This is a genomic window from Tepidisphaeraceae bacterium (genome assembly GCA_035998445.1).
In the GTDB taxonomy this organism is placed as follows: domain Bacteria; phylum Planctomycetota; class Phycisphaerae; order Tepidisphaerales; family Tepidisphaeraceae; genus DASYHQ01.
The window spans coordinates 1-24643 of sequence record DASYHQ010000026.1 but is presented as its reverse complement, the minus strand read 5'-3'; the positions used below and the strand labels follow the sequence as shown (position 1 = coordinate 24643).

Below are 24643 nucleotides of genomic sequence, written 5' to 3'. Positions count from 1 at the left end.
GCCTAAGATCGTCGGCCTGCATTGATTCGTCATCCTGAGGTACTCCGAAGGTTCACTTCGGATCGTCCAGTTTCGAAGAGATCCTTCGGAGTACCTCAGGATGACGAGTAGAGTGACGACGATTCTCTAGGTGATTGTATGTCTCGCTTGTTTCAGTACTACGGACAATATCAGAACGTGAAGGGCGGCGTGACCGGCCTGCCCGGATGGGGCAGGGCACTGATCCTGATCGCGGCGGTGCCGGGAATTGTGCTGATCGCCTTGTCTCTTTTGGCGTTAGGCGTTAGTATCCTTGCCCTTTTAGTGCTCGCCGTGCCGGCCTATAAGCTGGTGCGAGCCCTGACGCCCGAGCCACGGGTAATCGTGGAAGGGGTGATGGTCGAGGAGCCAAGCGGTCCCGTTCGCGGGGCAACGACTTATGCTCCGGATGTCGTCGTTGGCGACATCGTCGAGGAAACCCAGTCGCCTCGCCCATCGACGGGCCGGCGGACGATAGACGTAACGATCGTTGACTAAATAGCCCCGGGCTAGCCCGGGGACCTTTGATAAGAATTCGAGCGCAACCATGGCCAAGAAAGAAATCACCAAGCAGTTCAAGCTCCAGGCTCCCGCAGGTGTCGCGACCCCCGCGCCCCCGATCGGGCCGGCCCTCGGTCAGCACGGTGTGAACCCGGGCCAGTTCATCCAGAAGTTCAACGCCGCCTCGATGCCCATGAAGGGCAAGGTCATCGGCTGCGTGGTCACGGTCTACAAGGACCGCACCTTCGACATCGAACTGAAGAGCCCCCCGGCCGCCGAACTGCTGAAGGAAGCCGCCAAGGCGACCAAGGGCAGCGGCGAGCCGAACAAGACCAAGATCGGCAAGATCACCATGGCCGACTGCAAGAAGATCGCGGCCGAGAAGAAGTCGGATCTGAACTGCTTCGATCTCGACCACGGCGCCCGCATCATCGCTGGCCAAGCCCGGTCGATGGGGATCACGGTCGAAGGGTAAATCACTTCGGTCGGTCGAGATTGATTCAAACAAACGAGCCCTCGGTCGCGCAATGCGCGACCGAGGGCTTTTTCGCTTGTTCACGGGAGATCGCGCTGGGGCGAACTCTATCGCCACCTGCAGAATGTCATCCCGATGGGAGCGGAAGCGACCTGAGGGATCTCGAATGAGGGACGGTGCGGGCCGTGGGCGATCCCTCGGGTCGCTACCGCTCCCCTCGGGATGACAGGTTTTGGCTTTACGCGGAGGTTTTGTCCGCTAGCCTTAAGGCGACTGCAAGAAACTCGAACTTACGAGTGTGGCTTGTAAAGTCGAGATCCCTAAGGTTGCCAAGGCACCATCGGGATGCCAATCGGCGCGACTCACCGGTCGCGCGGCGGCCGACGCCGGCCGTCCGGTGGCGGTGGGACGTCATTGTCCGTAATCCCACCGCTCGGCGGTCCGCCGACGGGCCGTCGGTTCTGTCCTCCGCCACCCGCCTGGCGATTGCCACCCGCTCCACCCTCGCGGCCACCGCGGCCGCGGAAGGCGTTGCGGGAGTCTTCCACGCCCCAGAAGCCGCCGATGAGGTAGGGGAATTGGCCTGGGGTTACCTGGTAGTGCCAGCCGCGCTCCTCGTCGTAGTGAACGTTGAACGCGTTGAGCGCCCCTTTGCCTTTCACATCCTTGGCCATCACGTTCGCCCGCTCAAACGGCCCGTAGACCGGGTAGCCGTCGAACGCGAAGCCGATCAGCGGCGAATGACCGGCGCCCTCGTCGGCCCAAGGCGTGTTCACGCAGATTGGGTACTTGTGATAGTGGTACTGGTTGTCGATGTTCGGGTGCCCGCAGCAGCGGTCCATCATGTCGACCGCGACGGTGTCGCCCATGTCGAACGGGTTGTAGAAGACGACGCCGTTGATCGCCAGGCCGATCGGCCCCATGTGCAGGGCGCCGTTGCTGTTATCTTGATTCGTCGCGACGGGTCGCTCGGCCTGCTTGGGCACCAGCGGGAAGTAGAACGTCTCGTCGCGCTCCTGCACGTAGCTGCGGTTACCGAAGCCCTGTTCGGGGAACTGACCGGTGGGGTGGTTCGGCACGTTGTGCGTGCGGACGATCATGCTGGCACGGTCAAACGTGATGACGACGTTGTCCTGCACCAGGCGCGACGCCGTCAGCACGTTGCCTGCCAAGTCCATGTGGCCCGGGCGCAACCACGCGCTGGTGTTGCCCGCGAACGGCGCGGAGTAGCCGCCGTCACGGTAGAGCAGTCGGTCGGCATTGGTCGAGTCGAAGCGTTGGGGCGGGCGCGTCTCACCCGCCTTGGCTGCGTAGAACCATCGCCCCCCCAGCGGCAGCAGTTTCTCTTTCTGTGGCTGCGCGGCCACTGGGCGCGTGGTCGGATGAACACCGGCCGGTTCGGGGATGCGCACGAGGCTCAGGTCGTCCACAAGGAACGCCGTATCGCGCCGCCGGCGACTGGCGCCGTGGTCGAAGCCGACGCTGAGCCGCAGTTGGTCGACCTGCGGGAAGGGCAGCGGAAATTCGAGCGTGTAGGTCTGCCACACCTCAGCGCCGGCCTCACCGTGTGGGCCGTTGACGGTGACGGCCTTGCGGGCGTGTTCGATGAGGTCGTAGATCTTGCGCGTCTTCGCGTCGTAGCTGACCTTTCCGCCGTCACCGAAGAACGCGACCTTCATGTACAGATCGTCGTTTCGCACCGCGAAGTTGCCCTGCGGCAGCCCGCGGAACGTGAAGCGGAACCAGTGGCCTTGCTTGGCGTCGATACCGTCGACGGTGCACGAGACGGCGCCTTCGGGTTTGTCCGACGGCAGCCCAATGCCCCAACTGCTGATGTCGCGACCGCGGTCACCCAAGTAGCGATAATCGGCGGCACCCTCCAGCACAAATCCCGCCGGTGGCCGATCACTGTCCCGCTTCTCAAGGTCACCGTTCGAGATCAAATTCCACTCGCCAGCGGCCGCGACCGCTTGAGAGCACGCCAGAAGCAACAAGGCTAAACGCAGCATCGGAAGGTCCTCCATCCAGCCCTATCCCACAGCTCGCTTGAGCAATGCTCTACAATCGCTCAATGAGATGGTTTATTGCGGCGGCCCATTCCGTCAGCGATTTTCCGTCTACGGCGCGTTGAATCTGACGCACGGTTCCAGTAAATTGTTCGACCCTCGCTTTCGGCGAGGAATTCTGATGGCCGAACCACGGGCCGTAACAGTGGGAGCTTTTCGCCGGGCATTTATCGGCGATAGGAGCGATAGCAGATGGCTATTGTCGTACAGCAACGTTCAAAGCGTTATAAGAAAGCCGCCGAGAAGGCCGTGCAGGAAAGCCTGCCCCTCGAGGCCGCACTCGATAAGCTCAAAAGCTTCGAGCCCACCAAGTTCGACCAGTCGGTCGAGTTGATCTTCTCCCTCGGAATTGATGCAAAGCAAGCGGATCAGATGATCCGCGGCTCGCTCTCGCTGCCGCACGGCGTGGGCAAGACGAAGCGCGTCGTCGCGTTCTGCCCCGACCACCTCGCGCCGCTGGCACTCGAGGCGGGCGCGGTTCGCGCCGGTGGGCAGGAACTGGTGGCCGCGATCGAGAAGGAGAACTTCACCGATTTCGACGTTGCCGTCGCAAGCCCGGACATGATGCGATTCGTCGGTCGCCTCGGTAAGGTTCTGGGTCCGAAGGGCCTGATGCCCTCGCCCAAGGCCGGCACCGTGACGCCGAACGTCGCCGACGCCGTCCGCGAGTACGCCGCCGGTAAGGTCGAGTTCCGCAACGACAGCGGTGGCAACGTCCACAGCGTGGTCGGGAAGCTGAGCTTCGACAATGCGAAGCTGGCCGACAACGTGAACGCGATGATCGCCCAGATCCGCCGGATGAAGCCGCAGACGAGCAAGGGCGCGTACTTCAAGAAGGTCGTGCTGAAGGGCTCGATGACGCCCGCGGTGTACCTGACGGTGTAGTCCGTGGTCCGTCGTCCTTCGGTCCGTTGTAAGGATCAGAGGACGACGCCGGATTGCGAACCACTACTGACAACCGACAACTGACTACGGACAAACAATCATGAGCAAGAAAGTTAAGAGCCTCATTGAGAAGGACCTTGCCGGCCGGTTTTCACCGCTGGAAGGCATCGCGGTCGTGAACCCGCGCGGCATCGGCGCCATCAAGAACAACGCGATGCGTCGTCGCCTGCGTGAGAAGGGCCTGCGCATGGCCGTCGTGAAGAACACGATGGCCCGCCGCGCCAGCGACAACACGAAGATCAAGGGTTTCGACACCTTGCTGGACGGTCCCAGCGCCGTGATCTACGGCGAGGGCAGCGTCTCGGCGATCGCGCGTATCCTGCTGGACGAGAAGAAGGCCGACGACACGCTCGAGTTGCGCGGCATCTTCTTCGACGGTGAAGTCTACGCCGGCCAGGAAGGCGTCGAGCAGGCCAGCAAGCTGCCGACCCGCGAAGAGGCGATCGGCCAGGTCGTGGCCCTCATCCTCGCTCCGGGCGCCAAGCTCGGTGGCATCTTCAAGGGTCAGGCCGGCAAGGTTGCCGCCCTCATCAAGGCCGTCGAAGAGAAGGCCGAAAAGGCCGGTGGTGCCGCAGCTCCTGAGGCCGCCGCCCCTGAGGCCGCAGCGAGCGCGTAAGTTAAACACGTGCCCACGAATTGGCACGAACGAACACGAATAAGAGCTAATATTGCTCCCTTTCGTGCTAATTCGTGGGCAATCCAAAATCTGAACCAGTCCGGCGGTCCGACTGTCCCCTTCATTGGGGTTAAACCGATTCGATGTGAATCGGGCTCTCGGGCGGGACACATTGTTTCGACACGATTGGCCCACGATACGGGTCGGAGAAGAAGTCATGGCAGAAGTAGCAGAAAAGATCTCGAGCCTTGGTGACCAGATCGTCGGCCTCACCCTCAAGGAAGCCGTCGACCTCGCCGCCTACCTGAAGGACACCCACGGCATCGAACCCGCCGCCGGCGGTATGATGATGGCCGCTGGTCCCGGCGCTGGCGCGGCCGCCCCGGCCGAAGCCGCCGAAGAGAAGACGACCTTCGACGTCGTCCTCAAGAACGCCGGCGACAAGAAGATCCAGGTCATCAAGGAAGTCCGCACGGCCACCGGCCTGGGCCTCAAGGAAGCCAAGGACCTCGTCGAAGGCGCCCCCAAGACCATCAAGGAAGCCCTCACGAAGGACGAAGCTGAGAAGCTCAAGAAGGCTCTGGAAGACCAGGGCGCGACCGTCGAGCTCAAGTAAGTTATTCGATCCAATCGAATGCAAACGGACCCGTCGAAAGACGGGTCCGTTTTTTGCGCGGATCGATATCGAGTGTGCGATGGCGCATGTTTCAAGGGATCACACTACAAAGGCAAGTGATCCATCAGTCCTTTCAGATTTCGATAAGCACCCTGCGCTACATGCGGATCACAAACCCCGAGATGCCCAAACTGGAGAACTGTCATCCCGAGCGGCACCTAAAGGCTAGCGGAAAAACCTCCGCGGGATGCCTTGCCCGTCATCCCGATGGGAGCCTTGGCGACCTGAGGGATCTCGAACCACGGACAGTTCTCAGCTTTGAGAGATCCCTCAGGTCGACAAGCCTCCCATCGGGATGACATGGGATGCTTTTTCGGCATACTTGAACTGATCGGGGCATACATCAACCTTGCCTAGCCTCTCCCAGAGGATGCGGAAGAGGGACCAGTAGAGATTCTACTTCTTCGCCCCCGCGACGCCGCAGCGGTTGCGGGTCAGGTCCATCATGATCTGGTGCGTGCCGGGCGCGTCGGGCGTGGCGGGCTTGCGTTGGACGTAGCGGCCGTCGGGTTGCATGTCCCAGACTTGCCGCTGGTCGTTCAGGCAGATCTGCAGCAGTTCCCACATCTGCTCGCGCAGCGGCCGCGAACTGACCGGCACGACCACTTCAACGCGGTTGTTCAGGTTGCGGCTCATCCAGTCCGTCGACCCCATGTAGAAGTCGCCGGCCAGCGGGTCGGTTTGCCCGTTTTGGAAGTAGAAGATGCGCGAATGTTCAAGGAACCGGCCGATCACGGAGATGACGCGAATGCGGTCGGTCAGCCCCGGCACGCCCGGCGCCAGACAACAGAGCCCGCGGATGATCAGGTCGATGTCGACGCCCGCCTGCGACGCGGCGATCAGCCGCGCGATGATCTTGCGATCCTCCAGGCTGTTCATCTTCGCGATTACCCGCGCCGGTCGCCCCGCGGCGGCGTGGGCGATCTCTCGGTCGATGAGTTCCAGGAACTGACGCCGCATGTTGGTGGGGGCGATCAGCAGCTTCTTGTAGTCGCGCTTCACCGATCGGCCAGTCAGGAAGTTGAACAGCTCGATCAGGTCGCCGGTGACCTCGGGGGATGCGGTGAACAGGCCCAGATCGGTGTACAGTCGGGCCGTCTGCGCGTGATAGTTGCCGGTGGCGATGTGGGCGTACGACCGCAGGCCGTCGGGCTCGTTGCGGACGATCAGCGTCACCTTCGAGTGGGTCTTCAGGCCGACCACACCGTACACGACGTGCACGCCGGCCTTTTCCAGCGCGCGCGTAAGCATGATGTTGCGCTGCTCGTCGAAGCGGGCCTTCAGTTCGACCAGGCAAACGACCTGCTTGCCCGATTCGGCCGCCCGAATCAGCGTGCGGATGAACGGGCTCTCGTCGCCGGTGCGGTAGAGCGTCATCTTGATCGCCAGCACCTTCGGATCGTCGGCGGCATCGCTGACGAAGCGTTCGACGCTGGCGCTGAAGCTCTCGTACGGGTGATGCACCAGCATGTCGCCCTTGCGCATCAGGCTGAAGAAGTCGGCATCGTTGTCGGTCAACGCCGACGGCAAGCAGGGCGACCACGGCGCGAACGTCAGCTTCGCCAGCTTCAGGTCCACCACCGGCGACAAATCGACGAACCGCAGCGCCAGCGGCACCGCGTAGACGTCGCTCGCCTGCAGGTCCAGTTCGCTCATGAGTAACGCGAGCACCTCGGTGTTCACGTCCGCATCGTGCTCCATGCGCACCACGGGCGCGAACCGGCGCAAGTGCAGTTCCTGCTGAACCGACTCCCGCAGATCTTCCGGATCCTCATCTTCCAAATTCTCGGCTGCCGCGCTGCGGGTGATGCGGAAGAGCGTGGCGTCCACGATCACCATGTCGCGGAACAGGTGGTTGAGGTTGTTGCGAATCAAATCGTACAGGCTGAAGAACCGGAACTGCCCACCGCTGCTGCTGCCGGCGTTGCGCAGGCGAATCCAGTTCGGCAGCATCTCGGGGATCTTCACGCGCGCAAAGACGTGCTCCGGCCGATCGGGGTGCTGCAGCACCACCGCCAGCGAGACGGACAAATTCGAGATGAACGGGAACGGGTGTCCGGGGTCGACCGCCAACGGCGTAAGGATCGGGAAGACGTTCGAGCGGAAATAAGTGTCGGCCTCCTCGCGATCCTCCGGCGACAAATCGTCCCAGCCCAACAGGTGAATGTTGTTCTCTGCCAGTGCGGGGCGCAGCAGGTTTTCGAAGCAGTCGCGCTGTTGCAGCAGCAGCTTTTCGATCTCCTCGCGCACCAGCCGCAACTGCCGCTCGGGCATCAGGCCTTCGAACGTGGGCGACAGCGGAGTCGACTCGCGCAGGCGCAACAGCAGGCCGACGCGCTTCATGAAGAACTCATCGAGATTTGTCCCGAAGATGCCGAGAAACCGCACGCGTTCCAGCAGTGGGTTGCGCGCGTCGACCGCTTCCTGCAACACGCGATAGTTGAACGCGAGCCAGCTTAAGTCGCGGTTCAGGTACGAGTTGGGCGGCAGGTCAGCGCTTGGCTCGGCCACCGCGGGGTCGGGCTGTTCGTAGGACGACATATCGCGTGCCAGACTAACCCCATCTGGCTGGTTTAACAGCCCCTCGTAAATTCTTAACATGATTCAAGCTGAACTCTGACGGGAACAATCGTTAAACTGCCGACCCAGATGACCGACCTTCCCCCACGCCCGTCCACCGTCCCGGCCAAGCGCGGTTCCCGCGAGACACCCCTGGCGCCCGACGACGTCCGGCTGGCGGCGATCGACGTGGGATCGAACAGCCTGCACATGATCGTCTGCCGCATCGACGCCAGTGGCGGCATGACGCTGCTGTCGCGCTCGCGCGAGCTGGTGGGGCTGGGGCGCATGTCGTTCCCGTCCAAGCGCCTGTCGAAGGTGGCGATGGACCGCGCCAAAATCACGCTGGCGCGATTCGTTAGCGAGGCCAAGCGCCTCCAATGCGAGAAGATCATCGCCGTCGCCACCAGCGCCGTGCGCGAGGCAACCAACGGCGGCGAGTTCATCGAGCAGGTCCGCCGGGAACTGAAACTGCACGTGCGCGTGGTCTCGGCGCGCGAGGAAGCCCGGCTGATCTTCCTGGGCGTGCGGCACGGGCTCGACCTCAGCGGTGGCCCGCACATGATCCTGGACATCGGCGGTGGCAGCGTCGAGTTCATCGTGGCGTCCGGCGACAAGGCGCTGCTGCTGGAAAGCCGCAAGCTGGGCGCCGCCCGCATGACGGCCAAGTTCGTGAAGTCCGACCCGGTCGATCCGAAGGAACTCGCTGCGCTCTTGGCCCATTACGACCGCGAGCTGACCCCGTTGGCCGCCGAGATCGCGCGGCACAAGCCGGTGAGCTTCATCGCCACCAGTGGCGCGGTCGAAAATCTGTCCACGATGTGCGCCGCGCTCGCGCCGAAGGACCCGGCTGGGGTGTTGCGCTGCGCGACGCTGGGAGCGCTCGTCGACGAGTTAATCAAGAGCAAGTCCGAAGACCGCGCCACGATGCAGGGCCTGGACGACAAGCGGCGCGACCAGATCCTGGCGGCGGCGGTGCTGGTGCGCGAGGTGTGCAAGCGGTTGAACGTCGAGCAGTTCACCACATGCAAGTCGGCGCTGCGCGAGGGCATCCTGGTCGATTACCTGGCCAAGCATCGTCCGGAGTTCGAGGTGCGCCGGAAGGTGCCCAACCCGCGCCGCCGGGCCGTGCTGGATCTGGCGATTCGGTGCCACTGGCACCGCGAGCACGCCGATCAGGTGGCACGGCTGACGTGCAGCCTGTTCGACCAGCTACGCCCGCTGCACGGCATGGGCAACGAGGAGCGTGAGTTGATCGCCTACGGCGCCACGCTGCACGACATCGGTGCGCTCATCAGCCGCAAGGCCCACCACAAGCACAGCATGTACCTCATCATGAACGGCGACCTCGACCCGTTCGAGGAGAACGAGGTGCGGACGATCGCGAACATCGCGCGCTACCACCGCAAGTCGCCCCCCAGCCGCGACGACGCCGAGTTCATGGCATTGCCGAAGCGCTACCAGCAGACGGTGCGTGTGGGCGCGGCGCTGCTGCGCATCGCCGATGGGTTGGATCGCACGAACTGCTCGGTGGTGAACGAGGTCGTCTGCCGCACGCGCCCGGACCGGGTTGATATCCTGGTCGAAAGCCGCAGCGACGCCGAGATGGAAATCTGGTCGGCCTCGTCGCGCGCCGAAATGTTCGAAGAGGTTTTCGGTCGGCCCGCGGTCATCCGGCAGGCGTAGTCGCAGGGGCCGTGAAGGGCGACGTCAACTCATCCTTCTACAACGCAGCCGGTTCCGGGCGGTACTGTCTTGGGGTAGACTACCGACGTCTGCCTTGGCGAGACTTTAGCCGGACGCACTCCTGCTCGATCGAGCACGAAGCAACCGGCGCAGGCACGGATGCCCGGAGACGCACCGCAGCCATATCAACTCACTTCGACGCGGAGACCTACAGCGTGACACATCGTTGGCCAGCGTATCTCGTCTTACCCTTTCTTCTCACGGCCTGTAACGGCCCAGCCGACAATGGCGTTCGACAAGCGGTCGCCCAGGTCGAGGCGCCGGCGCAGCCCGGCGCGCCTGTGGCAGTGACGCCCGCCACCGGCCCGGTAGCGGCGAAAGTCGCGCCGGCCCCGACGACCCGGCCGCGCGACCCGTGGGTGTTCCGCTCCGTGCTGAACAAGAAGCCGCGCATGTTGACGGTCGCACTGGCCGATCCGCTTTGGCTCGCTTACGACACGCAGACCTGCACGCTGGTGAAGGCGTGGTCGGGCGGTGTGAAGTTCACCGGCGGCGTGTACGACACGCGCCACGGTCCTCAACCGCAATCGCAGGGCGAGACGTACTTCGATCAAGCCGCGCAAGGCTGGTCGATCGTGCGCGATGGAAGACCGCAACCGATCCGCCCAGCCTATCGTGGCTATACGCAACGCGACGGTGGCGTCACCCTCAATTACACGGTCGACCTCGGCGACGCCGGGAAGGTTGAAGTGCAGGAGCAGCCCGAGATCGCAACGTCGGATGGACCCGCGACTCGCTTGCAGCGAGCGTTCACCATCAAGGGACTGCCGCAGGGCGCGCGCCTGCTGCTACAACTGCCGCAGGCGGGTGACGTCACGATCCCGGAGGCCGCCGCAGGTGATTCCGGCAATCCCGCTCAGGCCGAACTGGAAACGGCCGGCGAACAGCGCATGCTCGCGTTCGACCGCGACGGCACGACCACCCTGGTTACCGAACTGAAGGCAGCCAAGTAATGAACATGAACCACCAGAGCATCACGAAGATCACAATCGCGGCCGCGTTGGCGTTGACGAGCGCTGCGGCATCGACTCGACTCGCGTTGGCGCAAGACGCATCTGCTCCCTCGGCGGCGCCGAACGAGGCGTCGATGGTGCGCGAGCCGGGCGTCTCCATGCGCGTCTACCAGTTCGAGGGACGCAGCGGTGAGATTCCGCTGCTCGTGCCGAACCAGACCGCCAACGTCAACGTGAAGCGGCCGAACATCAACTTCAATAACGTCGACGACTTCGGCGGGCTTTCCGAGCGGTTCATCACTGAGGTGAGTGGGTTTATCAACATCACCGAGCCGGGCGAGTACACGTTTCGCCTGAACAGTGACGACGGTTCGACGCTGGCCATTAACGGCAAGGTCGTCGTCAACCACGACGGTTTGCACAGCAGCGCCGACCCGAAGACCGCCACGACCAAGCTGACCAAGGGCGAGCATCCGTTCGTCGTGCGTCACTTCGAAATGGATGGCGGCGAGGCGCTCGTGTTGCGGTGGAAGCCGCCGGGCGCGAAGGAGTTTGAGATCGTCCCACCGGCCGTGTTCACCTGTCCTGCGGGCGAGGTGCGGGTGACCAGCCCGGGGCCGAAGAAGGTCGTGACGAAGCAGACGCGCGAGACGCGCCCGGGTGACGCTAGGCCACTGGATGCCGTGCATCCGTCGCTCAACCTGTCGCAGGCCCGGCCGGACGGGTTTGAGCCCAAGGTGGGTGGCATCGACTTCCTGCCCGATGGCCGGATGGTCATCTGCACGTGGGACCCGACGGGCGGCGTGTACATCCTGGACAATGTCGACCAACCGGATGCGTCGAAGATCACCGTGAAACGGTTCGCGGCGGGCCTGGCGGAGCCGCTCGGGCTGCGCGTGGTAGACGGGCGCGTGTTCGTGCTGCAGAAGCAAGAGCTGACCGAGCTGATCGACCACAACAAGGACGACGTCGCCGACGAGTACCGCAGCGTGGCGAACAACTGGAACGTGACCGACAACTTCCACGAGTTCGCGTTCGGGCTGGCCTATAAGGACGGCTACTTCTACGCGAACCTCGCCGTCGCGATTAATCCCGGCGGCGCGACGACCGCGAATCAGGTGAAGGGCCGTGGCACGGCGATCAAGATCGGCATGGACGGCAGCGTGGAAATGTTCGCGACCGGTCTGCGCACGCCGAACGGCATCGGCCTTGGACCGGACGGCGCAGTTCTGGTGGCCGACAATCAAGGCGACTGGTTGCCGTCGTCGAAGCTGGTGCACGTGCAGGAAGGGCATTTCTACAACTCGCACATCAACCCGGATCACGACAACGCCGATCGCCCACCGACGCCACCCATCGCGTGGCTGCCGCAGAACGAGATCGGCAATTCACCGAGCGAGCCGGTCTACGTGGAGCAGGGCCCGTACGCCGGGCAGGTGCTGTTGGGTGACGTAACGCATGGCGGCATCAACCGCGTCTTCATCGAGAAGATTGACGGCCAGTGGCAGGGGGCGGCGCTGCAGTTCACCCAGGGGCTGGAAGGAGGCGTAAATCGGCTGCATATCGGGCCGAAGGGTGACCTGTACGTAGGTCAGATCGGCTCGAGCGGTAACTGGGGCCAGCAGGGGAAGAAGAGCTTCGGCCTGCAACGGCTGGCGTGGAACGACAAGACCGCCTTTGAACCCTTGGCGGTGCGGGCGAAGACGAACGGCCTGCAGATCGACCTGACCGAACCCGTCGCCGACGATGTCATGCTTGAGCCTGATGCGTTCATCGTCCAGCAATGGCGCTACGTGCCTAACGAACAGTACGGCGGACCAAAGGTGGGCTTGGACGACATCGCCCTGGCCTCGATAGGCCTCTCCGCCGACCGCAAGACGCTGTTCCTGCCCATCCCCGAGATGAAGCCGGGGCATGTGGTCTACGTACGGCTCGACCCACAGTTGAAGTCGGCATCCGGCAAGACGCTGTGGGTGACCGAGGCGTGGTACACGCTGAACGCGATCCCCAAGAACGCCACGATGGAGGTGCCACCGGCGCCGCCCGCCAATCAGCTCACCGACGCCGAAAAGTCCGCGGGCTGGCGGTTGCTGTTCGATGGTCAGTCGACCGACGCGTGGCGCGGCTACCGAAAGGAAGCGATGCCCTCGGGGTGGACGGTCGAGGACGGTGCCTTGGCTCGTGTAGGCGGTGGGGGGGATATCATTACGAAAGAATCGTTCAAGGACTTCGAGCTTTCGCTGGACTGGAAGGTCAGCCAAGGTGGTAACAGCGGCATCTTTTACCGGGTGAGCGAAGACCTGCCGATCGGGTACCTGACCGGTCCCGAGATGCAGGTGCTGGACAACGAGCGCCACCCCGATGGCCGCAACGCGCTCACCTCCGCGGGCTCCGCGTACGCGATGTTCGCCCCAACCACCGACGTCACCCGGCCCGCCGGTCGCTGGAACCGGGCTCGGCTGGTGGTGAAGGGGAACCACGTCGAACATTGGCTAAATGGCGAGAAAATAGTCGAATACGAGCTAAACAGCCCGGATTGGGAGGCTGCTTGGGCCGGCAGCAAGTTCAAGGACCAAAAACGCTACGGCCGCGAGAAGGAGGGGCATCTGGTCCTCCAAGATCACGGCGACTGGGTAGCGTATCGCAATATCAAGATAAGGGCGTTGAAGTAGAGGCTCGCGATAAGAGTTAGCAGGTGCCGTCATCCTGAGGTACTTCGAAGGATCTCCTCCCCCGTGACGTGGGGTGGAAGAGATTCTTCTGAGTGCCTCAGGATGATGAGGCCTGACGCTGCTTCAGGAATCTGCCACCGTGGGATGCCGTCCACCGATCACGAAGCGATCTGACTTACATCCCTCCTGTTATTCAATCATCATTAACTTGACGACTGACATTTTATGGTTTATGTTGGCGCGGTCAGTTGACTAGCCTAGAATAACCATCCACGCAATTGAACCAAGTCCCGCAGCGGATGCTGTCGGGTCTTGGTTATTTCGTTGCGCTTGATTGGTGTTTTCCAGGCCCCTAACGTACTGCACGCGATATTTAACTTTGAGAGTGGTGGGCGGGTGTCCAGGTAACGTGACGCCCACCGCCAAGACATGAGCCGCTTTTCGTGACCGAAGCGGCTTTCTTTGTCGACTCATCCGGGTCGATGATTCGGCTCGTCGCCGGCGGTGGCGAGGCAAACTAACGCAACGTTCCCTCAGACTTTAAGGACGAACGATGAAAGTCAGCGAAGTTCGCGATTTTTCCAAGCGGGGCGACGCGCTCCCCATCCCTAATCTCATCGACGTTCAGATCGAAAGCTATCAAAGATTTCTTCAGAAAGAATCTGCGTCCGATAAGCGCAAGAACGAGGGGCTGGAGAGCCTGCTGCGCGAGGTGTTCCCCATCGAGAGCTACGATGGGAACCTGAAGCTGGACTACATCAGCTACGACCTGTCGGAACCCCGCTACACCACCGACGAGTGCCGCGCCCTGCGCCTTACCTACGGCATGCCGTTCCGCATCCAGGTGCGCTTCACCCGTAAGGACAAGGACGAGGTGATGGAAGATTCCATCTACCTCGGCGAGATCCCGATCATGATCGGTGGTGGTGAGTTCATCATCAACGGCGCCGAGCGCGTGATCGTCAACCAGCTGCACCGCTCGCCCGGCGTCGACTTCCTCGTCGAACACCAGGAAGGCGACCGCCCGCTGCATGGGTGCCGCGTCATCCCCGAGCGCGGCTCGTGGATCGAATGCTCGGTCACCAAGAAGGACGCCCTGGCCGTCCGCATCGACCAGAGCAGCAAGATCCCCGCCACCACATTCCTGCGGGCGCTGGACCAGAAGTACAGCAGCACCGAAGCCATCATCCGCGAGTTCTACACGGTCGAGACCGTCAAGGTGCAGAACCTGACGGCCGAGGCGTACGCGGTCGGCGCGATCATCGACACCGAATCTGGTGAAGAGATCACCAAGCCCGGCGCGCAGGTCGGCGAGCAGCTCGGCAAGATTCAGGCGTCGTCGCTGAAGACGGTCGACGTGGTCATGAAGGTCAGCGACCCGCTGATCCTGAACACGATCGCCGAAGACACCAGCACGAGCCACGAAGACGCGCTGATGCGCATCTACGCCCGCCTGCGTCCCGGCAACCCGCCGCAGTTGGAGAAGGCCAAGACGCTGTTCAACGAGAAGTTCTACGACGAGAACCGCTACCGCCTGGGTCGCGTCGGTCGCTTCCGCATTAACCGCAAGTTCGACCAGAACGTGCCGGAAACGGAAATGACGCTTCGCGCCGAAGACCTCGTCAACAGCCTGAAGTACATGTTCAAGCTTCGTAGCGGCGAGGGCTACATCGACGATATCGACCACCTCGGCAATCGCCGGCTGCGCACGATCGACGAGTTGGCCGCCGAGGAAATGCGCAAGGGCTTCCTCAAGCTGAAGCGCACCGTCCAAGAGCGAATGAGCCTGAAGGACCCGAACGAGCTCGGCCGCATTGCCGAACTGGTCAACAGCAAGAGCATCAGCAGCTCGATCGACTTCTTCTTCGGTCGTGGCGAACTGTCGCAGGTCGTCGACCAGACGAACCCGCTCAGCCAGCTCACGCACGAACGCCGCCTGTCGGCCCTTGGGCCTGGTGGTTTGAACCGCAAGCGTGCGGGCTTCGAAGTGCGCGACGTGCACATTTCGCACTACGGCCGCATCTGCCCGATCGAGACGCCGGAAGGCACCAACATCGGTCTGATCGCCTCACTGTCGATCTACGCCGACCTGGACGAGTACGGCTTCCTCATCACGCCGTACCGCGTCGTGGAGAACGGCCACGTCAACGGCAAGCACAAGTACCTGCGTGCCGACGAGGAAATGAAGGGCATCCTGGCCCCGCCCGACGCCGTCGAGAAGGACGGCGCGATCAAGAAGGGCCTCGTGCTCGCCCGCGTGCAGGGCGACCTGGCGACCGTCGCCAGCAAGGAAATTCAGTACGTCGACATCAGCCCGCGCCAGACGGTCTCCGTCTCGGCGGCACTCATTCCGTTTCTGGAACACGACGACGCCAACCGTGCGTTGATGGGTTCGAACATGCAGCGCCAGGCGGTGCCGCTCCTGCGGACCGATCCGCCGGTCGTGGGCACGGGCCTGGAGCGTCCGGTGGCGCAGAACAGCGGCATGGTGGTTCGCGCTGAGCGCGCCGGCACGGTGACGTACGTCGACGCCACCCGCATCCTGGTCGACAACGCCGACGAGTACGTGCTGCGTAAGTTCGTCGGTCTGAACGAGCGCACGTGCCAGAACCAGAAGCCGATCATCAAGAAGGGCCAGCGCGTGAAGCGTGGCCAGATCATCGCCGACGGCGCTGCCGTGCATCAGGGTGAACTGGCCCTGGGCCGCAACGTGCTCGTCGCGTTCATGACGTTCGACGGCTACAACTTCGAAGACGCCATCGTCATCAACCAGCGCCTCGTGAAGGAGGACATCTTCACCTCGATCCACATCGAGGAGTACGACGTCGAAATTCGCGAGACCAAGCTGGGCCGTGAAGAGTTCACCCGCGACATTCCGAACGTCAGCGAGCGGGCCTTGGCCAACCTGGACGAGTTGGGCATCGTGCGCGTGGGAACGCGCGTCGGGCCGGGCGCGATCCTGGTCGGCAAGATTGCCCCCAAGAGCAAGAGCGAGCTGACGCCCGAAGAGAAGCTGCTGCATGCGATCTTCGGCCGGGCCGGTGAGGACGTGAAGAACGACTCGCTGGAAATGCCCGCCGGTGAGGAAGGCGTCGTCATCGGCACGCAGCGGTTCAGCCGCCGCATGCACATGACCGACGACCAGAAGAAGCAGCTGAAGAAGGAAATCGACCGGTACGAGAAGGAGATGGACGCCCGCGCCATCGAGATCTTCAAGCAGATGGTCAGCGAGATCAACGAGGTCACCGGCCAGCAGATCATCGACCCGAACACCCGCCAGAAGGTGGGCGCGTCGGAAAATGCCGAGGTCGTGCTGGAACAGATCGAGACCTTCGCGACCGACTGGATCAAGGGCACGAAGGAAGCGAAGGAGCAGGCCGTCAACACCTACGGTCGGTTCTGGCCCCGCGTCGAGGCCGTCCGCAAGGAAAAGGTCCGCCGCATGGAGCACATGAAGCGCGGCGACGAACTGCCGTCGGGCGTGCTCGAAATGGTGAAGGTCTACGTCGCCACCAAGCGCGCCCTGAGCGTCGGTGACAAGATGGCCGGCCGCCACGGGAACAAGGGCGTTATCGCCCGCATCGTGCCTGAGGAAGACATGCCGTTCATGGAGGACGGCACGCCGGTCGACATCCTGCTGAACCCGCTGGGCGTGCCGTCGCGCATGAACGTCGGTCAGATCCTCGAAACCCACCTCGGTTGGGCGGCGGCGGTCCTGGGCTTCCAGGCCATCACCCCCGTCTTCGATGGTGGCACCGAGGACGAGATCCACGCAGCGGTCGAAGAGGCCAACAAGACCGTCAAGGAACGCCGCGAGAACCGCAAGAAGAACCGCGAGGTCATGCCCAATCGCGAGCTGGACGTCATCATGCCCTACGGCGGCAAGGCGCAGCTCCGCGACGGTCGCACCGGCGAGCCGTTCGAGCAGCGGACCACGGTTGGCTACATCTATATGATGAAGCTCCACCACTTGGTCGACGACAAGATCCACGCCCGCGCCACGGGCCCGTACAGCCTCATCACCCAGCAGCCGCTGGGCGGCAAGGCCCGCACGGGTGGCCAGCGCTTCGGTGAGATGGAAGTCTGGGGTCTGGAAGCCTACGGCGCGTCGTACGTGCTGCAGGAACTGCTGACCGTGAAGTCGGACGACGTCGAGGGCCGCACGAAGATCTACGAGAGCATGGTTAAGGGCGTCAACACGCTCGAGGCCGGAACCCCCGTTTCCTTCGACGTGCTCTGTAACGAAATCCGCGGCCTTGGCCTGAACATCCAGCTCGAGAAGAAGAAGGGCGCGATGGAAGGCCAGGATGAGGATCTGATGTGACCGAGGCGGAGTATCACCGGAACGAACTATTCGTTTGGAGCTTGTTCTTCATAGGCCTAGTTATAGTTCCCTCGCTGCTGGTGTTACTCGCTATTGATGCGGTTCGAAAATTTCGGACCCGATCACGCCGCGGCTTTGAAGTAAAACCAATCACCGACTCCAAGTCGGTGCCTGAAACGAAAGAGGAGCAGGCTTGAAAGGCCTGAAGTTCGAGTGGGGACGACGACAAGGCAGCCGCGAACCTGCGGAAGCATCGCGTGTCGTTCGCCGAAGCCGAGAGTGCGTTCGATGACTTGCATCGCAAGGTGGAGTACGACGCGGCGCACTCAAGGCATGAAGATCGTTGGTTGTTGATCGGAATCTCAAGCAAATGGCGACTGATTTCTGTCGCCTACACGGAACGCAATGAAACGATCCGCATCATCACTGCTCGCAGAGCGAATCGCGCAGAGGAAGGCCGTTACACCGGTGAAGCATAGCGTGCGCAAGGTGACGTTCACGCCCGAGGAAATGGCGTACGACCTGCCTGACGATACGTCACACTTCGTGCCGGTGAAACGTGCGGGTGGCAACCTGTTTGCCAAACCGACGAAAGAAGAAATCCGATCGCACCAACGAAAGATCGCGGCGTCGAAGAACGCCAAGTTGGAGCCGGAAGTCCGAAAGGCCTTTCCGGACGACCAAGCCCTGAATGACCTGCTAAAGGCGTTCCTGCGAATTGCTAAGAGCGCTACCGGGAGCAAACGCAAACGGTCCGCGTAAGCTCTCGGTGACGAACGTAAATTTGACCCCGTCGGAAACCCGCAATTGGGTTGCCGGCCTGACCAGAGAAAAGAGAACGATCATGGCTGAATCCGTATACGATCGTGTCAACGACTACGGTTCCGTTCGCATTCAACTCGCGAGCCCGAACGATATTCGTTCGTGGTCCTTTGGCGAGGTGAAGAAGCCCGAGACCATCAACTACCGCACGTACCGCGCCGAGAAAGACGGCTTGTTCTGCGAGCGCATCTTCGGGCCCGAGCGGGACTGGGAATGCTCGTGCGGCAAGTACAAGGGCACCAAGTACAAGGGCATCATCTGCGACCGTTGCGGCGTGAAGGTGACCCACAGCCGCGTGCGCCGCAAGCGCATGGGGCACATCAACCTGGCCGCCCCCATCGTCCACATCTGGTTCTTCAAGGCCCTTCCCAGCCGCCTCGGCGCGCTGCTGGACATGAAGACCAGCGACATCGAGAAGATCGTCTACTTCCAGGACTACGTCGTCACCGATCCCGGCAAGAGCCCGCTGAAGAAGAAGCAGCTGCTGACCGAGGACGAGTATCGCGGCGCGTACGAGAAGTACGGCGACAACTTCGGCGCCGACATGGGCGCTGAAGCGATCAAGAAGCTTCTGGGCATGATCGACCTGAACACCGAAGCGGTGAAGGTGCGCGGCGAGATCGAGAAGACCAACAGCAAGCAGAAGATCAAGGACCTCACCAAGCGCCTGAAGATGATCGAGGCCATCCGTGGCTCCGAGAACAAGAGCGAGTGGATGGTCATGGACGTGATCCCCGTGATCCCGCCCGACCTGCGCCCGCTGGTGCTGCTGGAAAGCGGCAACTTCGCCACGAGCGATCTGAACGATTTGTACCGCCGCATCATCAACCGCAACAACCGGTTGAAGAAGCTGGTCGACCTGAACGCGCCCGAAGTCATCATTCGCAACGAAAAGCGCATGCTGCAGCAGGCGGTCGATGCGCTGTTCGACAACGGCCGCTGCCGTCGTCCAGTGCTCGGTTCGTCCAACCGTCCGCTGAAGTCGCTGACGGACATGATCAAGGGCAAGCAGGGTCGCTTCCGCGAGAACCTGCTCGGCAAGCGCGTCGACTACTCGGCCCGTTCGGTCATCGTGGTCGGCCCGGAACTGAAGCTGCACCAGTGCGGCCTGCCCAAGAAGATCGCGCTGGAACTCTACCAGCCGTTCATCATCCGCCGGCTGAAGGAGCACGGCCTGGCCGACACGATCAAGTCGGCCAAGAAGATGCTCGAGCGCCGCGATCCCGAGGTCTGGGACATCCTGGAAGAGTGCATCTACCAGCACCCGGTCATGCTCAACCGCGCCCCGACGCTGCACAGAATGGGCATTCAGGCGTTCGAGCCGGTGCTGGTCGAAGGCAACGCCATCAAGATTCACCCCTTGGTGTGTAAGGGATTCAACGCCGACTTCGACGGTGACCAGATGGCCGTCCACCTGCCGCTCTCGATCGAGGCGCAGACGGAAACGCACGTGCTGATGTTGGCCCCGAACAACATCTTCTCGCCCGCCAACGGCAGCCCGATCATCTCGCCGTCGCAGGACATCGTGCTCGGCATCTACTACATGACCGTGGCCCGCGATGGCGACCGCGGTGAGTACATGATGTTCCAGAGCGAGCAGGAAGCGCTGCTGGCCTACGACCTGAAGAAGATCGCGATGCACACGAACATTTTCGTGCGCCTCACCGGTCGCACCCAGGTCGTGCCGACCGAGAAGAGCGGCGGTCCGGTCTCGCTCGCCAGCGAGTCGTGGAAGGCGCTGGAGATCCAGCGCAAGCGTAAGAACCCCGACTACGTTGCCCGCGAGATGCCCGCGAACTTCGACGGCAAGGTCATCATGACCACCGTCGGCCGCGTGATGTTCAACGACATCCTGCCGCTGGAAATGCCGTACTACAACTTCGCGCTGCCCAGCGGTGGCCAGAGCCGCGTGATCGCCGACACCTACGAGGTGCTCGGTCGTCCCGCGACCATCAAGCTGCTGGACGACATGAAGTCGCTCGGCTTCAAGCGTTCGACGCTGGCTGCCCTGTCGTTCGGCATCACCGACATCCGCACGCCCGACAGCAAGGCGACGATCCTGGAAGAGGGCCAGAAGAAGGCCGACAAGATCGAGAAGAACTACCGCATGGGCGCCATCACCGATCAGGAGCGTTACGCGCAACTGATCGACCTGTGGGGCCACGCCCGCAAGCAGGTCACCGACGACCTGATGAAGGCCCTCGAGAACGATTACCGCGATGCCAACGGCAAGCCGATCTCGTTCGAGGATGCGCAGAAGATCAAGATGCCCAAGTACCTGAACCCGATCAACATGATGGCCACCTCCAAGGCCCGTGGTTCGGTCGACCAGATGCGGCAGTTGGGTGGCATGCGCGGTCTGATGGCCAAGCCCTCGGGCGAGATCATCGAGACGCCCATCAAGGCCAACTTCCGCGAAGGCCTGAGCGTGCTGGAATACTTCAGCTCTACCCACGGTGCCCGTAAGGGTCTGGCCGACACCGCCTTGAAGACGGCCGATTCGGGTTACCTGACCCGCAAGCTGGCCGACGTGGCGCAGAACGTGATCGTCAACGAGGTGGACTGCAACACGCTCAACGGCGTGACGAAGAGCACCATCTATAAGGGCGAGACCGTCGAGGTGGAGTTGAAGGACATGATCGTCGGCCGCACGGCCCGCGACACCATCCGCAACCCGATCTCCGACGACACGATCGTCCACGAGAACGAGATCATCACCAACGAGATCGCCGACCAGCTGAAGGAGCTGAAGCTGGAGACGATCCGCGTGCGCAGCCCGCTCACGTGCGAGAGCCCGCGCGGCATCTGCGCCCGGTGCTACGGCATCGACATGTCGACGAACCGTTCGGTCGAGGAAGGCCTCGCCGTCGGCATCATCGCCGCCCAGTCGATCGGTGAGCCCGGCACCCAGCTGACCATGCGTACGTTCCACACCGGTGGCGTCGCGACCGGTTCGCTGATCGAGAACGACATCAAGACGATCGCCGGCGGTACGGTTCAGCATCGCGACATCAACGCGGTGCCGATCAACGACGCCGAAGGTCACAAGAAGATGGTCGCGCTGAAGCGCAACGGTGAAATCGCGATCCTGGACGCCAAGGGGCGCGAGATCGAGAAGTTCAAGGTGCCGTACGGTGCCACCGTCATGGCCGCCGATGGCGAGAAGGTGAAGGCCCGCCAGCAGCTGGTGGTCTGGGATCCGCACATCACGCCGATTCTGGCCGAGAAGGCCGGTATCGTCCGCTACGAGGACATCGAGGAAGGCGAGACCGCCCGCCTCGAGGAAGAGCGCAAGGGCGCCGGTAGCGAGGGTGGCGGCGGGGCCAAGCTGGTCGTGATCGAACACAAGGGTGAACGCCACCCGCGCATCACGATCGAGGGCAACGACGGCAAGATCCTCGACTTCCACTACCTGCCCGCCAAGGCACGTATCGAAGTGGGCAACGGCCAGCGCATCGAGGCCGGTCAGCTCCTGGCCCGTCAGCCGAAGGAATCGGCCGGCACGATGGACATCACCGGCGGTCTGCCCCGCGTCACGGAGATCTTCGAGGCCCGCAAGCCGAAGGATCCCGCCGTGCTCGCCGAGATCAGCGGTCTGGTCGAACTGCGTTCGGATCGCCGTCGCGGCAAGATGACCGTCATGATCCGCAACGAGACGGGCATGGAAAAGGAACACCACGTCCCGCAGGACCGCGAACTTCAGGTTCACGCCGGCGACTACGTGGAGGCCGGCGACCCGCTCATCCGCGGGCCGATCATCCCGCACGACATCCTCCGCATTAAGGGCGAGGAGGCGCTGTACCAGTACCTGCTCACCGAGGTGCAGAACGTCTATCGCAGCCAGGGCGTGAAGATCAATGACAAGCACATTGAGACCATCCTGAACCAGATGCTGCGCAAGACGAAGGTCGAGGATCCGGGCGACACCAAGTTCCTCCCCGGCGAGGTCGTGGACAAGTTCCGCTTCCGCACCGCCAACGAGGCCGTCGCCCAGAGCCTGAAGGTCGTCGAGAAAGGCGACAGCGACTACAACGAGCACGACGTCATCCTGAAGGCCGAGCTGAAGGACGCCAACGAAGGCCTTGAGGCCGCCGGCAAGGAACCGGCCAAGACCAAGCGTCCGCGTCCTGCCCGCGGCAAGACGCTGCTGCTGGGCATCACCAAGGCCTCGCTGCAGAGCGAGTCGTTCATCAGCGCCGCCAGCTTCCAGGAAACGACGAAGGTGCTGACGGAGGCCGCCCTGGCCGGCGCCGTCGACACGCTGGTCGGTTTGAAGGAGAACGTCATCCTGGGTCACCTGATCCCGGCCGGCACCGCCTTCCAGCCGCACCTGAACCTGCAGATCAAGCACCTGGCCGAGCCGCCGGCCTTGATCGAACAGGAACCTGTCGCCCGCGGCCCCCGCGAGGAAGACATCATGAACCTCGACCTCAGCCCCCAGGCGGGCAGCTAACCTCGCCCCGGTTATTCGGGACGATGCAGTGAGATCGAGTTAACGTGAGCGAAAGACGAGACCCCGGTGGCGTAAGTTACCGGGGTCTTTTCGTGGGCACTGGAAGCTCGCACGACAGGCAATGGGGCGACGGGAGGGGCCATCGCGGTTAAGATGCCGTAGGCCATGCTCATCTATCTGGACATGTGTTGCCTCAAGCGGCCGTTCGACGATCAGTCTCAGCCGCGCATCCGGCTGGAGACCGAGGCCGTCCTCGGCCTGCTCGCGATGGAAGGCGATGACGTGCAGTTCGTGCGGTCGACGGCGCTCGCATTGGAGAACCGGCTCAACCCGGTGCGCGAGCGAGCCGTGCGCGTCGAGCAATGGTTGACGGCCGTCCCCCTCTGGCGGCCCAATGAACCGCAGACGTTCCAAGACCGGATCGGCGAACTGATGGCCTTGGGCTGGAAGAGCTTCGATGCCCTTCACGTTGCCGGAGCCGAAGCGGCCGGAGCGAACGTCTTCGCCTCGACCGACGATCGGTTGATCGCCATCGCGACGCGTCATGGCGATAAGATTCGAACGCGCGTGCTTCCCATCCTGGCGTGCGCCGGAGAGCTATCGATATGACGCAACTACTCGAACCCGTCGAACTCCGTTCCCGCGGCTTTGAAGCGTTAGTGCGCTCGCTCGGCTGGGTCAACGCGGTGCGTTTCATCCACCAGTTCGAGCGAAGCGCCCTCAATTACACCGCCGAGCGCGACACGCTGCTGCCCGAGTGGAGCGCTGAGGAACTCGTGAAGCAGATGGACATAGAAGCACGCGGAGTGTGAAGCGCGGGGCGTTCGAGGAAGGCCGAGAACATGTAACTATCCCCTTTTCCGTGTCCGCCTTAATTCGGAGATGATGAAAGTGCGTTACGTCCAACTCTTCGTAGTGTTGCTCGTCCCAATAGAGACGACCCTAGCCGCCGCGGAGTTGCCGCAGGCGCTTGTCAAGGCGACGCAGGCTCGAGATCAGGAGTTAGAATCGGCGCGCGTGGATTATGTGAAGCGTCAACTGGCTGCACATGACGTCTTCATCATGGCGGCTGCCGAGGTTCGACGACAGATGATCGTCGCCGGAAATCTTGAAGGGGCGAACGCTGCCGACCAGGCGGCGAAGGTCGCGAAGGAGCAAACGGACGCATTGCGGAAGTCGCTTCAAAAATCCGTGATAGAAAGCGTCGCAGCAATTGCAGTCGAGGGCGCGGGCTTCAAACTAGCACCGTTCACCAATAATTCGAAGGCGTTCTCGAATCGTAACTATGTATGGAGCGACATCCCCGCAGCCTTTGAGGGCTGGTCTTATACGCAGACGGCAGGAGGTCAGCCGGCCAGCATAAAAATTACCGTGAAGCAGGCGGGCGATGTGTATATTGCGATTGGGTCCGGCGCGAAAATACCTGAACTAAAGGGCTGGAAGCCGATCAGGGGGGGCCGGTTCGGCTACAATGACGGAAAGGGTTCGACGCTTTCAATTTTCAGCCGTGAGGCCAAGGCCGAGGACGTCCTTGAGATCCCCCAAACTGCCGTCGCTGGCTGGGCCGGCTGTGCGGTCCTTGTACCGCCACCAGCTCAAGACGCCGGCAAGTGAGGGGGCGGAGAAGGGGGAATAGATCAGGGGACCTCACTCAAATGGGAATTTGAGAGATGTCCGGCTCCGTAGAAAAGCTCTCTGAGTAAGCGCATCAGCAAGGCCAGATTGTGGGTCAGCACGCGGAGCATTACGTCGGCCGAGCGGGTGCGGTCGGTTCGGGCGGCGACGAATGGGCCCAGGTTCCGCTTGAGCATGCTCAC

17 protein-coding genes and 1 pseudogene are annotated in these 24643 nt (G+C 62.5%); 15 read left to right on the top strand and 3 right to left on the bottom strand.

Features of this window, described 5'->3' with window-relative positions; genetic code table 11:
* Positions 1-138 precede the first annotated feature (138 nt).
* Both VGN72_11030 and rplK read left to right on the top strand, forming a co-directional pair.
* The gene (locus tag VGN72_11030; protein HEV7299889.1) at positions 139-516 is read left to right on the top strand and encodes a hypothetical protein; all 378 of its coding nucleotides are present in this window, start codon (positions 139-141) and stop codon (positions 514-516) included.
* Positions 517-565: 49 nt separating this feature from the next.
* A complete protein-coding gene (gene rplK, locus VGN72_11025) occupies positions 566-994 on the top strand; it encodes a 50S ribosomal protein L11 (GenBank protein ID HEV7299888.1) in 429 nt (142 codons plus the stop codon).
* A 362-nt stretch (positions 995-1356) separates the two neighbouring features.
* Here the strand turns inward: rplK and VGN72_11020 are convergent, their stop codons facing one another.
* Positions 1357-3003, bottom strand: coding sequence for a YHYH protein (locus tag VGN72_11020; GenBank protein HEV7299887.1), 1647 nt, complete (start codon positions 3001-3003; stop codon positions 1357-1359).
* Positions 3004-3252: 249 nt separating this feature from the next.
* Here VGN72_11020 and rplA point away from each other — a divergent pair, with 249 nt between their 5' ends.
* The 3 genes from rplA to rplL all read left to right on the top strand — a co-directional run bounded on the left by rplA (position 3253) and on the right by rplL (position 5237).
* Positions 3253-3945: a 50S ribosomal protein L1 gene (gene rplA / locus VGN72_11015; GenBank protein ID HEV7299886.1), complete on the top strand. Its 693-nt coding sequence runs from the start codon at positions 3253-3255 to the stop codon at positions 3943-3945.
* A 100-nt stretch (positions 3946-4045) separates the two neighbouring features.
* The gene (gene rplJ, locus VGN72_11010; GenBank protein ID HEV7299885.1) at positions 4046-4621 is read left to right on the top strand and encodes a 50S ribosomal protein L10; all 576 of its coding nucleotides are present in this window, start codon (positions 4046-4048) and stop codon (positions 4619-4621) included.
* A gap of 217 nt (positions 4622-4838) precedes the next feature.
* Complete coding sequence (gene rplL, locus VGN72_11005; GenBank protein HEV7299884.1) at positions 4839-5237, top strand: 50S ribosomal protein L7/L12; 399 nt, start codon at positions 4839-4841, stop codon at positions 5235-5237.
* A gap of 456 nt (positions 5238-5693) precedes the next feature.
* Here rplL and ppk1 read toward each other — a convergent pair whose 3' ends face one another.
* Positions 5694-7838: a polyphosphate kinase 1 gene (gene ppk1 / locus VGN72_11000; protein ID HEV7299883.1), complete on the bottom strand. Its 2145-nt coding sequence runs from the start codon at positions 7836-7838 to the stop codon at positions 5694-5696.
* A gap of 108 nt (positions 7839-7946) precedes the next feature.
* Between ppk1 and VGN72_10995 the strand changes: the two genes are divergently transcribed.
* From VGN72_10995 to VGN72_10950, 10 genes and pseudogenes are all read left to right on the top strand, one after another.
* Complete coding sequence (locus tag VGN72_10995; protein HEV7299882.1) at positions 7947-9542, top strand: Ppx/GppA phosphatase family protein; 1596 nt, start codon at positions 7947-7949, stop codon at positions 9540-9542.
* Between the two features lie 341 nt (positions 9543-9883).
* Positions 9884-10555, top strand: a complete 672-nt coding sequence (locus VGN72_10990) for a DUF6797 domain-containing protein (GenBank protein ID HEV7299881.1) — start codon at positions 9884-9886, stop codon at positions 10553-10555.
* On the top strand, positions 10555-13227 hold the full coding sequence (locus VGN72_10985) for a family 16 glycoside hydrolase (GenBank protein ID HEV7299880.1): 2673 nt from the start codon (positions 10555-10557) through the stop codon (positions 13225-13227). The genes VGN72_10990 and VGN72_10985 overlap by 1 nt, the downstream gene beginning before the upstream one ends.
* A gap of 553 nt (positions 13228-13780) precedes the next feature.
* Positions 13781-17551, top strand: coding sequence for a DNA-directed RNA polymerase subunit beta (gene rpoB / locus VGN72_10980; GenBank protein HEV7299879.1), 3771 nt, complete (start codon positions 13781-13783; stop codon positions 17549-17551).
* A 230-nt stretch (positions 17552-17781) separates the two neighbouring features.
* Positions 17782-18030, top strand: a pseudogene (locus VGN72_10975) (BrnT family toxin).
* The gene (locus tag VGN72_10970; GenBank protein ID HEV7299878.1) at positions 18020-18313 is read left to right on the top strand and encodes a hypothetical protein; all 294 of its coding nucleotides are present in this window, start codon (positions 18020-18022) and stop codon (positions 18311-18313) included. The pseudogene VGN72_10975 and the gene VGN72_10970 overlap by 11 nt, the downstream one beginning before the upstream one ends.
* Positions 18314-18395: 82 nt before the next feature.
* The gene (locus tag VGN72_10965; GenBank protein HEV7299877.1) at positions 18396-22826 is read left to right on the top strand and encodes a DNA-directed RNA polymerase subunit beta'; all 4431 of its coding nucleotides are present in this window, start codon (positions 18396-18398) and stop codon (positions 22824-22826) included.
* Positions 22827-22991: 165 nt separating this feature from the next.
* On the top strand, positions 22992-23435 hold the full coding sequence (locus tag VGN72_10960; protein ID HEV7299876.1) for a hypothetical protein: 444 nt from the start codon (positions 22992-22994) through the stop codon (positions 23433-23435).
* Entirely contained in the window at positions 23432-23638 is a 207-nt protein-coding gene (locus VGN72_10955; GenBank protein ID HEV7299875.1) for a hypothetical protein, read from the top strand. The genes VGN72_10960 and VGN72_10955 overlap by 4 nt, the downstream gene beginning before the upstream one ends.
* 79 nt (positions 23639-23717) lie before the next feature.
* Positions 23718-24440, top strand: a complete 723-nt coding sequence (locus VGN72_10950; protein ID HEV7299874.1) for a hypothetical protein — start codon at positions 23718-23720, stop codon at positions 24438-24440.
* Positions 24441-24463: 23 nt separating this feature from the next.
* Here the strand turns inward: VGN72_10950 and VGN72_10945 are convergent.
* A partial coding sequence (locus VGN72_10945; GenBank protein ID HEV7299873.1) for a hypothetical protein occupies positions 24464-24643 on the bottom strand: 180 nt, incomplete at its 5' end.